Source organism: Paenibacillus sp. FSL M7-0802, assembly GCF_038004945.1.
GTDB lineage: Bacteria > Bacillota > Bacilli > Paenibacillales > Paenibacillaceae > Paenibacillus > Paenibacillus polymyxa_B.
This window is the reverse complement of the sequence record NZ_JBBOSD010000001.1, coordinates 5,825,653-5,843,002: the sequence shown is the minus strand read 5'-3', so window position 1 is coordinate 5,843,002 and position 17,350 is coordinate 5,825,653. Positions and strand designations below refer to the sequence as shown.

Annotated in this window: 1 protein-coding gene; it reads right to left on the bottom strand. The window is 40.4% G+C overall.

Annotation, left to right across the window (positions count from 1 at the left end):
- Positions 1-23: 23 nt before the first annotated feature.
- Positions 24-17,342 carry a non-ribosomal peptide synthase/polyketide synthase gene (locus MHB54_RS26650; RefSeq protein ID WP_053325488.1) on the bottom strand — a complete coding sequence of 5,773 codons (17,319 nt, stop codon included), beginning with the start codon at positions 17,340-17,342 and terminating at the stop codon, positions 24-26.
- Positions 17,343-17,350: the final 8 nt, after the last annotated feature.

The following is a 17,350-nucleotide window of genomic DNA, read 5'->3' as shown; positions in this document are numbered from 1 at the left end:
TCCTCCTTAAATACAAACTCTTTTTATTCGAAGTTATTCAATACGTCTTCAAACTCATCCATATTCAGATCGTCTACTGTAAAATCACTGAGTGTAGCTTCTGAATAGTCCATTTCTGCACAATGGGTTATTATGTTTACTAAATGCTTTTTAAAACTCACCGCTACCCCTTCAATAGTACTCTTCTCATACTCGCCCTGGTTGTAGCTAAAGTTTAATTCCAGCTTCCCGCCTTCTACAGTTCCGCCGTTAATATCAATACAATACTCACTTTTATAGTTTGGTCCTGTAGACTCTCCGGCAGGAATATCAGACACTCCAAATAAATTGTCTACATTATCCTGGTTGAATTGACCGAGGTAATTGAAGCTTATTTCAGGGTTTAGATTAAAGTTTAAATCGGCTTTGTTTTCCGGCAAGGTAAGATATTTTAGTATGCCGTAACCTATCCCTTTGTTAGGTATCTGCCTGATGTTTTCTTTTACCGATTTGATCATGCGGGAAATATCGAGTTGTCCGCTGACATCTAACACCACGGGATACTGGGTGGTGAACCATCCCACGGTCCTGCTTATGTCAATGTCTTTAATGATTTCCTCCCTGCCGTGCCCCTCCAGACTGATCAGAACCTTATCATTTCCGGTCCATTCCCTCACTGCTAATCCCAAGGCGGTAAGCAATATGTCGTTTACTTCTGTGTTATAAGCATGGTTTACCCGCTTTAGCATCTTCTCAGTCTCTTCAATACTCAGCTCGATCTTGACGCTATTGTTATTCATATACCTTCTTTCTTCAATCTCTCGGTCTTTTGGAAGCGGTATTGTTTCAGTTTTTTCCAAATTGGTCCAGTAATTTATTTCTTTTAATAGTTCAGGGCTATTGGCATACTCATCAAGCCTCTGTGCCCAATCTTTGAAAGAGTCGGTCTTGTTGCTGAATTTTATTTCATCATTGTTTAGCGCCTGTCTGTATCCTATGTCCAAATCTTCCAGTATGATTCTCCACGATACCCCATCAACTACAAGGTGGTGAATAGCTATTAGCAGGTGGTCCCCTTCTTTAGTCTTAAACAGACCAACCTTAACTAAAGGACCGTTATACAAGTCCATGCTCCTCTGAATCCTCGACGCTTCCAGCTCTATTTTTTCCCGGTAATTATAGCTGTCCCTAAGGTCTACAATTTCCAATGAAAAATGTTCACCTTCAAGGTTTTTGTTGTATTGGAGTATATTTTGATCCTCTATTTTTACCACTGTTCTAAAAATATCGTGGTGCTCTACAAGCTTTGACAATACTTTTCGAATAATAGCTTCTTCAAATCCGTTACGCCCATATATCATTATTTCCTGATTAAAATGATGGATATCCTTGCTGTCTTGTTTATACAACCATCTTTGTATAGGTGTTATCGGTACTATGCCTTCTACCGGGCCTTGATGAATTCTTCGGCTTGTAGATTGTATATATTCGACGAGTTCCTCAATTACAGGATGTTTGAATAAGTCCCGCATTTCAAGCTTTAGCCCATGGACGTTAAGACGCGACATTACCTGTATGGCTTTTATTGAGTCTCCTCCAAGGCTGAAGAAATTATCTTTTACCCCGATGTTTTCAGTTTTTAGTACGTCTTCCCATACTTTGGCCAGTATTTCTTCTCTTTCGTTTCTAGGAACTACATGCTCTACTCCGGTATTAATATTCCCCTGTGGTTCAGGCAATGCTTTCCGATCAATTTTACCGTTGGCATTAAATGGCAGCTGTTCCAGCTGCATGAAATATGCTGGTACCATGTAGTCAGGTAGTTCGTTTAAGAGATGCTCCCTTAGCTCGGAAATGGTCAATTCATTTTCCCCTACAATATATGCACACAGGTACTTCTTCCCTTGCTGCTCTTCCTTTGCAATAACCACTGCTTCCTTAATAGCAGTGTGCTTCACCAGATGTGCTTCAATTTCTCCAAGCTCTATTCTAAAGCCTCTTATCTTTACCTGGTGGTCGATCCTGCCCATGAATTCGATGTTCCCATCAGGAAGCCGCCTTACTAAGTCCCCTGTGCGGTACACTTTTTCGCCGGGAATAAACGGGTTAGGTACAAATTTTTCTGCTGTCAGTTCAGGTCTATTCAAATAGCCCCTTGCAAGACCGCTTCCACCTATCACAAGTTCACCGGCCACTCCTACAGGAGTTAATTGGTTGTGCTTGTCCAGTATATAAAGGTATACATTCTGTAAAGCTTTCCCTATAGGTACTGTTATAAGTTCTTCTGCTATTTTCTTTGTTATACTGTAACCCGCTGCATATATCGTGGACTCTGTAGGCCCATAGATATTTTCCAGAGATGTGTTCTCTGAGACATCGAAAAGCTCATGGACAAGCTTTTTGGGCAGCGCTTCTCCAGCAGCAAAAATATACCTGAGAGTTGATGGCAGTTTTATACCATTATCTTTTAAAGTATGTACCATTATATTCAGCATTGATGGTACAAAGTTTACATGGGTTATCTTATGCTTGTTTATTACCTCTACTAACTCCATAGCTTCCTTTTCCACACCTTGGCGTGATATTACAAGCTTTCCTCCGTTGAGGAACCAGCCAAATATCTCAGCTACGGATACGTCAAAGGTATAAGTTGTTTTAAATAGAAAAGCGTCTTCCGCTTTAAGCGGATACATGGCCTGGAGGGCTGTAATTATGTTTACAACGCTAGTATGCTCAATCATTCCACCTTTGGGCTTCCCTGTCGAACCTGATGTATAAATGACGTACGCAAGGTCCGAGGGTTTGTTTACATTTTCAAGCTTTGAGTTCTCTTCATTTAAATATTCTTCCTCCAGATATATAATATCCGCATCAATCTGCTTATTTTCCATAAAGGTCCTGGAGGTCAAAAGGATCTGGGAACCACTATCGTCCAACAAATACTTTATCCTTGTATCAGGATAATTAGGATCTATCGGCAGATACGCCCCTCCAGCTTTCAATATGGCAAATATCCCCACAATCATCTCAAATGAACGTTCGGCCATAATTCCTACAATACGGTCAGGCTTTACCCCTTTGTTCCTCAATACTCTGGCCAAATGATTTGCCTTTCCGTTCAATTCCCTGTAAGTCAAGTGCTTGTCTTCATATACCACAGCTATGTTGTCAGGTGTCCTTTCCACCTGCTCAGCAAACAGCTCATGTATGGTTTTGTCCTGCGGATAGTCTTTCTTAGTATCATTAAAGTCTATCAGCAACTGCTTTCTTTCTTCATGACTTAATATAATAAGCTTGTCAACTGACCCTTTGGGGTTATGGATAAACATATTTAAAATATTAATAAAATAGTCTATACACTCTTCTGCCTGTTTTCTTTCCAATACTTTGTCCGAGTAGATCAAGCTTATATTAAGATCATCGAATGTATTACTTACTGTAAAGTCAAGACTTGTATTGGTTGCTTCATATTCATCAACTGAAATTCTATCTTTAACATCACCGATTTCTTTGTTTATTATCTCGTTATATATATGAAAATCCACATAATTGAATATGGTATCAAATAAAGGATTTTCCTCTTTGTTTTCTTTTCCGCCCAGGATATTTATGATCTCAAATAAAGGCAGTCTTCCATAAAGCTTTAAGTTTATTAATTTCTTTTCTGCAACTTTTATCAATTCCTCCCATATATCGATTTTATCAAAACACATTTTGACGGGAACCGTATTTAAGAAGCACCCCAGCATCTTATCTCCATCTTCGCATACAGGTCTGTTATTTTCTACCAAACCTACGACAAAGTCATCCTCGTATGAAAGCATATTGAGCATATAAGTGTATGCAGCAAAGCAAAGTGTCTTTAAGCTTACATCATATCTTCTGGCAGTACTTCTTAAATCACCTAAAAATTCCTGACTTAAATGGCGTGTTACATGGTCTACTTTATAAGATTTTTTTGTTTTTCCATGAATATTTGCAGGCATATTCAACCTTTTATATTCACTTAATTCCTCTCTCCAATAATTAATTACTTCCTGGTTGTCCTTAATTGTCATTTGGTCTGCTATATAATCTTTATAGCTGCATTTAAGCCGTGTTGGTATATAATCTTTTTCTTGCTTAAGCTTAGAGTATAGGTTTGAAACTTCCGTAATCAATGAAGCAACACTCCAGCCATCCAGGATAGCATGGTGGAATATCAGAACCAGACAAATATGGTTTGCGTCAAGTTTGAATATTCTTATCCTCCAAAGGGGCTTTGATATATCAAACGGATTCGCTCTGTCATTTTCCAAATATTTGTTTATATACTCAACCTGCCCTGTCCTGCTAAAATTCATGATATCTATCTGCTCAATATCAAGACTACTGCCCTTGTAAACAATTTGCACAGGAGTTTCAAAATCCTCTAAATTAAAAACCGTCCTTAAAATATCATGTTTTGACGTCATTAGAAGCATCGCTTCTTTAAATGCTGGGAAATCAAAGTCTTTGTCATTCAGATGAAATGCAAATTGGTCATGATAAACTGCATTTTCATAGTCTTTTTTGGAATGATAAATCATACCCAGCTCTATGTGACTCATCGGATATATATCTTCCATGTCCGAAGGTAACTTTTCTGAGAGAGTTTCATTCATCAATATTCGCTGTTTAAATAACTCCAGTTCTTCCCTTGCTTTACCCATCTTACTGTTAAAAGCTTCCGTATCTTTTACTTTTAAGAATGCAGACAATCTCTCAATATCAGGATTCATGTATATATCCCTGATTTGGATGTTTATATCCAACTTTTTGCATATTGTGCTGACTAATGATATTGCACGTATAGAATCTCCGCCTATTTTAAAGAAGTTGTCCCTTATTCCTACCTGTTTTGCTCCAAGCACTTCCTGCCATATTTCAACCAGTTTCTCTTCCACTTCATTCCGCGGCGCTACATATTCTGTTCCCGTACTCATACTTCCGTCAGGCTCGGGCAATGCTTTCCTGTCTATTTTTCCATTAGGGGTCAATGGCAGCTTTTCCATCTGCATAAAGTAAGAAGGGATCATGTAGTCCGGGAGCTCTTTTGACAAGTGTTCCCTCATCCCCTGTACGGTTATTTCTTGATCCGGTACGACGTACGCACAAAGATACTTATTTCCGTCAGCTCCTTCTTTGTCCAATACCACTGCTTCTTTTATTGTTTCATGCTTTAATAACCGGTTCTCTATTTCACCCAGTTCTATCCTGTAGCCTCTTATCTTTACCTGATGGTCGATCCTGCCCAGGTATTCTAGGTTGCCGTCAGGCAGCCACCTTGCCAGGTCACCTGTCCTGTACATCCTTTCACCCGGTGCGAATGGGTTTGCTGCGAATTTTTCTTCTGTAAGTTCCGGTCTGTTCAAGTACCCTCTTGCCAGTCCATCCCCTGCTATACATAGTTCTCCCGCTACTCCTATCGGCTGCAGGCCCTTTTCCTTACTCACAACATATAACTTAATGTTATCTATGGGCTTTCCTATTGGTACAAGCTCCAATTCTTCTTCCGTGGAGCAGCCAAAGTAGGATACATCTACTGTTGCTTCTGTTGGTCCGTACAGGTTATGCAGGCTTGTTCCTTTTTCTTTGTACAGCAGCTTGTTGAACTTTTCTACTTGCTTCAGGTTCAGTGCTTCTCCACTGGCAAATACCTGCTTTAAGCTTGCTATTTCCTCTATTATCCCCTTTTCCTCTACATACTCTAAAAATACACTCAACATGGATGGTACAAAGTGCATTGTGGTAACTTTATTTTTTTCGATTGCCTTCACGATTTCTTCCGGATTTTTTTCTCCTCCCGGTATCAGCAGGCAGACTTTGGCCCCAGTAAAGCTCCACCACAATAATTCCCATACCGATACGTCAAAGGTATAGGGAGTTTTCTGCAGGATCACATCACCTTCAGCTATCGGGTATTGCTTCTGCATCCAGTTGATCCGGTTGATTACGGAGTAGTTCTCTATCATTACCCCTTTGGGTTTGCCGGTAGAACCGGATGTATATATTACATAAGCCAAGTTTTCAGGTTTACTAATTAACTTTGGATTTGATACATCCCCAGTAAATAGTTCCTGATTTTCTATGCTAATAAATTCAGCATTTCTGTAACTACCTTTAGCATTTATAAATTTATCCTGTATCAGAATAATTTGGCTGCCACTGTCATCAAGCATAAACTGGATCCTGTCTTCAGGGTATTCAGGAGCTATGGGTAAATAAGCCCCCCCAGCTTTTAGGACAGCCATGATCCCTATGATCATTTCCGGGGAACGTTCTACCATAATTCCCACTACACTATCAGGTTTTATTCCCTTTTCTCTTAATTTTCTGGCCAGTTGGTTTGCCTTTTCGTTTAGCTCCCTATAAGTCAGCTGTTTATCTTCAAACACTACAGCAATATTATTGGGTGTCCGTTCCACCTGTTCCTCAAAAATCTGATGGATGGTCTTTTCCCGAGGGTATCCTGCTTTTGTATTATTAAATTCATATAATATTTGATGTTTTTCGTCTTGTGACAGCATATCAATTTCTAATAGCCTTTTTTCAGGAAAGGCTGCTGCCTCTTCCAATACATTAAGGTAATGGGCAATAAGCCTTATAACTGACTCTTTCTTAAACAACCTGGTAGCATACTCCAATTCAAATGCAATACCGTCCTCTGTTTCCTCAGCGTTTAAAGTCAAGTCAAACTTGGATATTCTTACTTCACTGTCATAGGGCATAAACCTTAGCCCATCCATCTTCACTTCTGATGCCTCGATATTTTGCAGTACAAACATAGTATCGAAAAGTGGATTTCTGCCCAGATCCCTTTCCAGGTTAAGCTTATCTACCAGTTCTTCAAATTGGTAATCTTGGTTTTCGTAAGCCCTTAAGGAGTTTTCTCTTACTTCATTAAGGAAGTCCACAAAAGTCTTTCCACCTTGAGGGTGATTCCTCATGGCTAGCGTGTTTACAAACATACCAATAACGTCCTGAAGATCAGTATGCGGCCTTCCTGCAACGGGACTTCCAACTATAATATCTTCCTGTCCGGTGTACTTGGATAAAAGGACATTGTATGAAGCTAAAAGTACCATGTAGAGCGTGGCACCATTATTCACTGCAAGTTTGTTCAGTTTAACAGCAAGCTCCTTGCCTGCTTTGAAACTGATCACATCTCCCTCAAAACTCTGTATAGCTGGCCTAGGGTAGTCTAGCGGCATATTAAGCAAAGGAATTTCTCCTTTGAATACTTGGAGCCAGTATTCTTCCTGCTTACTAATTGTCCCATCAGCAAACAGCCTGTTCTGCCATACGGAAAAATCCTTGTACTGAATCTTAAGTTCCGGAAGTTCCTTACCTTCATACAGGCTCATAAATTCTCTTACCAGTATGTCGTCAGACACCCCGTCAGATATAATATGGTGCTTATCAGACATCATAATATATCTGTCTTCTCCAACTTTTATAAGCCCAACCCTAAGTAAAGGAGCCTCATCAAGGTCAAAGGTCCTAATAAATTCACTGGCTATTTTCGCAGCTCTTTCCTCATCGGTTTCCATATACATAACACTAAAATCCACATTGCTATGGACCTTTTGTACCGGTTTACCATCTATCATATGGAATGAGGTACGGAAAGACTCATGTCTGTCAACAAGCTCCCTAAAAGCCTGTTCAAAGCGCAGTTTATCGAGTTTGCCTTCAATTAGCATAATACCAGGCATGTTGTATGCCATCCCAACTGCGTCAAGCTGGTTTAGAATATACAGCCTTTTCTGGGCGGATGAAATTGGATAGTACTCCATCTCCCCAGCCGGCCCAATAGAATGAAATACACTCTCCTTTGCAATCTTGATGCACTCGGCAACTTCAGACATATTTGGGCTCTTAAATATTTCTTTAAGCGGTATGTTTACATTGAACTCTTTGTGAATCCTGGCAATAAGATTTGCTGCCCTTAAGGAATGTCCCCCCAGCTCAAAGAAATTGTCGTTTCTTCCCACTTTCTCTATACTAAGGATATCCTGCCACAACCCCGCAAGTTTCTCCTCCACTTCACCCAAGGGTGCGACATACTCTATTCCAGCATCGATATTGCCGTCAGGTTCGGGCAATGCCTTCCTATCTATTTTGCCATTGGGAGTCAGCGGCAGCTTTTTTAACTGCATAAAATAGGATGGTATCATATAGTCTGGAAGGTCCTTTAAGAGATGTCCCCTTAGTTCTGCTATTGTTAATTCATTTTCCCCTGCCACATAGGCACACAGATACTTGTTTCCCTTCTGATCTTCCCTTGCAATAACCACTGCTTCCTTTATTGAAACGTGCTTTAGCAGTTGTGCTTCTATTTCCCCCAGCTCTATTCTAAATCCCCTTATCTTTACCTGATGATCTACTCTTCCTAAAAATTCCATATTCCCATCAGACAGCCATCTGGCCAGATCCCCTGTACGATACATCCTTTCCCCTGATATAAACGGGTTAGGTACAAATTTTTCAGCTGTCAGTTCGGGCCGGTTTAGATATCCCCTTGCAAGCCCTTCTCCCCCTATGCACAACTCACCCAAAACCCCTGTAGGCTGAGGTCTCAAGTGTTTGTCAACAACGTAGTATTTTATATTTTGCATTGGCTTTCCGATAGGTACACTCCCGGATTCCAAATAGCTTCCCAGTCTCTTTTCGTAATAACTGGAATCTATGGTGGACTCAGTAACCCCATAGCTATTAACAACCCGCAGTTTCTCTCCATACCAGGATTGTAATCTTTCATAATCTTCCACAGAGAGAGTATCTGATCCAAGTATAAGCAACTTGAGGCTATCAATAATCAAAGCATTATCATGGATATAATCCATAAGAGGAATAATCAGTGCCGGTGTGGATTCAAAGATGGTTATTTTATGGGTTTTAATAAGTGAATATAATCGTGCAGGATCGTATCTCTCCTCGGATGAACAAATAACCATTTGGCCTCCGTTGAGCAGCGTTCTCGAAACATCTCCCACAAATACATCAAAAGAAAAACTTGCGATTTGCAACAGCTTTACATCCATATCCGCAAGCCTATATTCCTTTTTCCATGCGTAAGATATGTTGACAAGACTTCTATGCTCTATCATGATCCCCTTTGGCTTTCCTGTGGTTCCTGATGTATAAATGACATATGCTAAATTACAAGATTTATTAATGACAGGAAGATTTTCTGTTCTCCCGTTGTAATTCACACAGTCATCAAAGCTTATAATATCAAGATCAAATTTAATTTTTTCTTTATGATGTTCTTGCGTAAGAATAATTCCAGCCAAGCTGTCATCGATCATATATCTGATTCGTTCTTCAGGATATTCGGTGTCTATGGGTAAATACGCGCCTCCTGCTTTAAATACAGCAATTACACCTATTATCATTTCTATGGACCGGTCTACCATTATAGCTACTACACTGTCAGGTTTTAATCCCTTGTCCCTTAAGATCCAAGCCAGTTGATTGGCCTTTTCATTAAGTTCTCCGTAAGTCAAGTATTTATCTTCAAATACTACTGCTATGTTATCAGGCGTCTTTTCCACTTGTTCTTCAAATAGCTCTTGTATGGTCTTATCCTTAGGATATTCTACTTTTGTATCATTGAAGCCATAGATTATTTGCTGTTTTTCCTCCTGGGACAACATATTTATTTCCGACAACCTTTTAAACGGATTTGCGGTTATCTCTTCCAACACGTTAAGGTAATGAGCCGCCAACCTTTTTATAGTCTCTTTTTTGAAAAGCCGAGTACAATATTCAAAGCTAAAAGCCATACCATCTTCACGCTCTATTGCATCAATGGATAGGTCAAATTTTGATATTCTATACTCTAGCCCGTTATTAAAAGGTCTGAAGCTTATACCAGGTACTGCAAATTCTACCTTAGAGGCATTTTGCATGGTAAACATAGTATCAAACAGTGGGTTTCTGCTCATGTCCCTCTTCAAGTTAAGCTTCTCAACCAGTTCTTCAAATTGGTAATCCTGATTGTCATAAGCCCTTAGAGCGTTTTCTCTTACTTCATTCAAGAATTCTACAAAGGTACTATCTCCCTTGGGGTAATTTCTCATAGCCAAGGTATTTACAAACATACCAAGGATATCCTGCAGGTCTGAATGTGGCCTTCCGGCTATAGGGCTTCCAACGATTATGTCTTCCTGTCCGGTGTGCTTAGACAGCAATATGTTGTATGCCGCGAGCAGTGTCATGTAAAGCGTAGCCCCATTATCCCTTGCAAGCTTGTTTAATTTATTCGTAAGCTCACTGCCTGCTTCAAAGCTAAAAAAATCCCCTTCAAAGCTTTGTATTACAGGCCTTGGATAGTCTAGCGGCATATTCAGTACAGGTATTTCTCCCTGGAATGCTTGGAGCCAGTATTCCTCCTGGCTGCTAATTCCGCCCTCATCAAACAGTTTATTCTGCCATACAGCGTAGTCCTTGTACTGTATCCGAAGTGCTGGAGGGTTGTTTCCTTCATAAAGATCCATAAACTCACGAATCAGTATGTCCATGGAGACACCATCGGATATAATGTGATGCATATCAAACATCATAAGATGCCTGTCTTCTCCCGTTTTTACAAGCTCTACCCTTAGCAGAGGAGCCTTGCCAAGATCAAAAGGTCTGGCAAATTCCCCAGCATACTCTGCGGCTTTTTCTTCGTTAGTTTCAAAGTACATCACGCTGAATTCCACATGGTCATGAACCTTCTGGACCGGGTTACCATCGATCATGTGGAACGATGTTCTAAGAGTCTCATGCCTTTTTACCAACTGCCTGAAGACTTCCTGGAAACGCGCTGTATCAATGCTTCCTTCCAGCAGCATAATACCAGGCATGTTGTATGCTGTCCCTGCCCCTTCAAGCTGGTTTAGTATATACAGCCTTCTTTGTGCAGATGACATAGGGTAGTATTCCATTTCTCCTGCCGGTTGGATTGACTGATATAGGCTCTCCTTTGAGTCTTTAATATATCTGGCAATTTCTAAGATGGTTGGTGTCTTGAATATTTCCTTAAGAGGTATGTCTATATTGAACTCTTTGTGAATTCTTGCTACAAGGCTTGTTGCCTTTAACGAGTGTCCCCCAAGCATAAAAAAGTTATCATTTCTTCCTACCTTCTCTATTCCAAGGATATCCCGCCACAACAGCGCAAGTTTCTCCTCTATTTCTCCCGAAGGTACTACGTATTCTACGCCGGTATTAACATTGCTATCGAGCACAGGCAATGCTTTCCTGTCTATTTTTCCATTAGGGGTCAATGGCAGCTTTTCCATCCGCACAAAGTAGGAAGGGATCATGTAGTCCGGGAGCTCTTTTGACAAGTGTTCCCTCATCCCCTGTACGGTTATTTCTTGATCCGGTACGACGTATCCACAAAGATACTTATTTCCGTCAGCTCCTTCTTTGTCCAATACCACCGCTTCTTTTATTGCTTCATGCTTTAATAACCGGTTCTCTATTTCACCCAGTTCTATCCTGTAGCCTCTTATCTTTACCTGATGGTCGATCCTGCCCAGATATTCTAGGTTGCCGTCAGGCAGCCACCTTGCCAGGTCACCTGTCCTGTACATCCTTTCACCCGGTGCGAATGGGTTTGCTGCGAATTTTTCTTCTGTAAGTTCCGGTCTGTTCAAGTACCCTCTTGCCAGTCCATCCCCTGCTATGCATAGTTCTCCCGCTACTCCTATCGGCTGCAGGCCCTTTTCCTTACTGACAACATACAACTTAATGTTATCTATGGGCTTTCCTATAGGTACAAGCTCCAATTCTTCTTCCGTAGAGCAGCCAAAGTAGGATACATCTACTGTTGCTTCTGTTGGTCCGTACAGGTTATGCAGGCTTGTTCCTTTTTCTTTGTACAGCAGCTTGTTGAACTTTTCTACTTGCTTCAGGTTCAGTGCTTCTCCACTGGCAAATACCTGCTTTAAGCTTGCTATTTCCTCTATTATCCCCTTTTCCTCTACATACTCTAAAAATACACTCAACATGGATGGTACAAAGTGCATTGTGGTAACTTTATTTTTTTCGATTGCCTTCACGATTTCTTCCGGATTTTTTTCTCCTCCCGGTATCAGCAGGCAGACTTTGGCCCCAGTAAAGCTCCACCACAATAATTCCCATACCGATACGTCAAAGGTATAGGGAGTTTTCTGCAGGATCACATCACCTTCAGCTATCGGGTATTGCTTCTGCATCCAGTTGATCCGGTTGATTACGGAGTAGTTCTCTATCATTACCCCTTTGGGTTTGCCGGTAGAACCGGATGTATATATTACATAAGCCAAGTTTTCAGGTTTACTAATTAACTTTGGATTTGATACATCCCCAGTAAATAGTTCCTGATTTTCTATGCTAATAAATTCAGCATTTCTGTAACTACCTTTAGCATTTATAAATTTATCCTGTATCAGAATAATTTGGCTGCCACTGTCATCAAGCATAAACTGGATCCTGTCTTCAGGGTATTCAGGAGCTATGGGTAAATAAGCCCCCCCAGCTTTTAGGACAGCCATGATCCCTATGATCATTTCCGGGGAACGTTCTACCATAATTCCCACTACACTATCAGGTTTTATTCCCTTTTCTCTTAATTTTCTGGCCAGTTGGTTTGCCTTTTCGTTTACTTCCTTATAAGTCAGCTGTTTATCTTCAAACACTACAGCAATATTATTGGGTGTCTTTTCTACCTGCTCTTCAAACAGTTGATGTATAGTCTTATCCTTAGGATACCGGACCTTTGTATCGTTAAAGTCATATAGTATTTTCTGCTTTTCTTCCTGTGAAAGCATATCAATTTCTGACAACCTTTTTCCAGGATAAACCGTTATCTCTTCCAGAACATTAAGGTAATGGGCTGCAAACCTTTCTACAGTCTCTTTCTTGAACAGCCTTGTGGCATATTCCAAATCAAATGCAATACCTTCCTGGGTTTCCCGAGCATTTAATGTCAAGTCAAATTTGGATATTCTAAATTCATTTGTATAGGGTATAAACTTAAGCCTATCTATCTTCAATTCTGATGAGCCGGTATTTTGCAATACAAACATAGTATCAAAAAGAGGATTCCTGCTCATATCCCTCTTTACATTAAGCTTTTCCACCAGTTCTTCAAACTGGTAGTCCTGATTTTCATAAGCCCTTATAGAGTTTTCCCTTACTTCCTTTAGAAACTCAGCAAAGGTCTTTTCTCCCTGGGGATAGTTCCTCATGGCTAAAGTATTTACAAACATACCTATTATGTCTTGTAAATCTGTATGAGGTCTTCCAGCTATAGGGCTTCCCACTATAATATCTTCCTGCCCCGTATACTTAGACAGCAGTATGTTGTATGAAGCAAGCAATGTCATGTAAAGAGTAGCCCCATTATCCCTTGCAAGCTTAATAAGTTTTCCCGTAAGCTCACTGCCTGCTTCAAAACGGATAAAACCTCCGTCAAAGCTTTGAACCGCAGGCCTTTGGTAATCTACTGGCATATTCAGCACAGGAATTTCTCCATTAAATTCCTGGAGCCAGTATTCCTCCTGCTTCTTTATTTTGTCCCCAGCAAATAGTTCCTTCTGCCAAACAGAATAGTCCTTGTACTGTATACGGAGGGAAGAAGGGTTATTTCCTCCATACATATCCATGAACTCATGTACCAGTATATCCATGGACGTACCGTCAGATATGATATGGTGCATGTCAAACATCATGACATGCTTGTCTTTTCCCGTTTTCACAAGGCCTACTCTTAGCAGCGGAGCAATTCCAAGATCAAACGGCTTTATAAATTCTTTTACGATTTCCCCCACTTTTTCTTCGTCAGATTCTAGATACACTACACTAAAACCCACAGGATCATTGATCTTCTGGACGGGTTCACCCTCTATGAAATGGAAAGATGTTCGAAGGGTCTCATGCCTATTTATAAGCTGTTGGAAGGTCTTCTGAAAAAGCTCCAGATCAATACTGCCTTCAACCAGCAAGCTGCCTGGCATATTGTATGCTGTCCCTGCTCCTTCAAACTGATTTAATATATACAGCCTTCTTTGGGCTGATGACATAGGGTAGTATTCCATCTCTTTAGCAGTTTGGATGGATTGATATATACTCTCCTTTGCTTCCTTCATATACCTTGCTATTTCCGCTATAATTGGAGCCTTAAATATTTCCTTAAGAGGCATGTCTATATTGAACTCTTTGTGAATTCTCGCTACAAGGCTTGTAGCCTTTAAAGAGTGTCCACCTAACATAAAGAAGTTGTCATTTCTTCCTATCTTCTTAATTCCAAGGATGTCTTGCCAAATCAGTGCAAGCTTCTCTTCAAATTCGCCTATAGGCGCTTCATACTCTATTCCCGTATTTATATTACCTTCGGGTTCAGGCAATGCCTTCCTGTCTATCTTGCCATTAGCTGTCAATGGCATTTTTTCAAGCTGCACAAAGTATGATGGTACCATGTATTCGGGCAGTTCTTTTAAGAGATGCTCCCTTAGTTCTGATATTGTCAGCTCATTTTCTCCCGCTATATATGCACACAGGTATTTACTGCCCTGATGGTCTTCCTTTGCAATCACCAAAGATTCCTCAATTGAAGGATGCTTTAGCAGTTGTGCTTCTATTTCACCAAGCTCTATCCTAAAGCCTCTTATCTTTACCTGGTGGTCTATTCTACCCAGGTATTCCATTTCTCCATCAGATAATAACCGGACCAGGTCTCCAGATCTATATAACCTCTCTTCCGGCTTGTACGGATTTTGAACGAACTTTTCCTTTGTAAGCTCCGGTCTTCCAAGATATCCTCTGCAAACTCCGTCTCCTCCTACACAAAGCTCTCCGGCTACTCCAATGGGAACAACTTTCATGTTCTTATCCATTACATATGTTGTAAGGGTTGGTATAGGACTTCCTATGCTGCTCACATTAGATCTAATTTCTTCCTCTTCTATCTCTTTATATGTGACATGCACTGTTGTCTCGGTTATTCCATACATATTGATGAGTCTAGTCTGCGGGTACTTCTTTCTCCATTCCTTCAACAATGCAGGCTTTAATGCTTCCCCTCCGAATATGACATATCTTATCTTAAGTTCTTTTTCTTCATATGATACTTCTTCATTGGCTATATTATAGAAGGCTGAAGGTGTCTGATTTAATACGGTCACCTTCTCATTCCTTAGAAGTCTCAGATACTCTACATTGCTGCGTGCTGTCATTTTAGGAACTACCACCAATCTGCCCCCATATAACAACGCCCCGTACATCTCCCATACGGAAAAATCGAAACTCATAGAATGAAACATAGTCCATACATCATTTTCGTTAAAATCAAACTGCATTTTACTGTTAAATAACAGCCTTACTATGTTTCTATGCTCTATCATTGCCCCTTTGGGTTTACCTGTAGAGCCTGAGGTATATATTAAGTAAGCTAGATCGGAAGGTTTATTTACCTCCGATAAGTTATATTGTTCATCTGAATATTCCTGCTCATCTTCTAAATTTATTACTGTACCTATTGATGTATATTTGTCTATAAAATGTGATTGGGTCAACAGGATCACTGCCCGGCTGTCTTCCAGCATATGACTTATTCTTTCCTCAGGATAATCTGGATCTATGGGAAGATATGCCCCTCCTGCTTTTAATACCCCTAGGATTGCTACTATCATCTCAAGTGAGCGTTCTGCCAGAATACCTACGATACTGTCCGGTTTGACTCCTTTAGCCCTTAATACATGGGCCAACCCATTTGATTTTTTATTGAGTTCACTAAATGTAAGCTTTTTACCCTCAAATACCACAGCTACATGATCAGGGTTCTTCTCTGCCTGCTCTTCAAAAAGCTGATGGATAGTCTTGTTTTTAGGATACTGTGCCTCTGTAGCGTTAAAGGTATATAGGATTTGCTGTTTTTCTTCCTGTAACAGTACATCAATTTCCCACAACCTTTTTTCAGGGCATGCCGTTATCTCTTCAAGAACGGTAATGTAATGGGTTCCAAACCTTTTTATTGTCTCCTTCTTAAACAGCCTGGTACAATATTCAAGGTTAAATGTTATACCTTCTTGACCCTCTACCACTTCAAGCATAAGGTCAAATTTTGCCTTTCTGCCTTCCAGCCAGTTGTTGTATTGTTTGAAGTTTATACCCGATGCTGCAAATTCTGTCTTGTTTGAAGTGCGCAGTGCAAACATAGTGTCAAAAAGAGGATTCCTGCTCATGTCCCTCATGAGATTAAGTTTTTCTACAAGTTCTTCAAACTGGTAGTTCTGATTTTCAAAAGCCAAAAACGCATTTTCCCTTACTTCCTGCAAGAATTGGACGAAGGTCTTTTCTCCCTCAGGATAGTTCCTTATGGCCAAGGTATTTATAAACATACCAATGATACCCTGCAGGTCAGCATGGGGCCTTCCGGCTACAGGACTTCCAACTATGATGTCTTCCTGTCCAGTGTATCTGGACAGGAGTACGTTATATGCAGCCATCAGTACCATGTATAAGGTAGCTCCATTATCTGTTGCAAGCTTATTTAGTTTGACTGAAAGTTCAGGGTTTATTTCAAAGCTTACAGCATCTCCTTCAAAACTTTGTACCGCCGGTCTTGGATAGTCAGTAGGCATATCCAGTACCGGTATATCACCCTTAAATGTCTGGAGCCAGTATTCTTCCTGCTTCTTTATTGAGTCTCCGGCAAACATCTCCTTCTGCCATACAGAAAAATCCTTGTACTGTATCCGTAGTGGCAAAAGGGTCTTCCCTTGGTACAAATCCAAAAACTCACTCATAAGTATATTGACTGATATACCATCTGATACTATGTGGTGCATGTCAAACATCATAACACGCCTGTCTTCGTTCGTTTTTACAAGTCCTACTCTCAGTAATGGAACTTGGCTAAGATCAAAGGGCGTTATGAATTCTTTGACTATTTCTGCTGCTTTTTCTTCATCCAGTTCCAGGTACGTAATACTGAAATCCACGTAATCATGAACCTTTTGTACTGGTTCACCCTCAACCATATGAAATGATGTGCGCAGAGCCTCATGTCTTTTTACTAGCTCCTTGAATGCCTGTTCGAAGCGTACTGCATCAATGTTTCCTTCCAGCAGTACGACGCCTGGCATGTTATATGCAGTACCTGCTCCTTCAAGCTCGTTTAGTATATACAGCCTTTTCTGGGCAGATGACATAGGGTAAAATTCCTGCTCTCTGGCAGAAGGTATTCCAGAAAAGGCATTTGGCGTATATTTTGAAACATCTTTTCCTTTTTCTTTTAGCATCGTCTCAAATAGCTTTCTTTTTTCTGGAGAAAGAGATTCTATTCTTTTCATCAAATTATCCATAACTTCGT

Bases quoted from the DNA above. Each gene is read 5' to 3' on its own strand.
- MHB54_RS26650 (WP_053325488.1), bottom strand. From the start codon at position 17,342: ATGGATAATTTGATGAAAAGAATAGAATCTCTTTCTCCAGAAAAAAGA.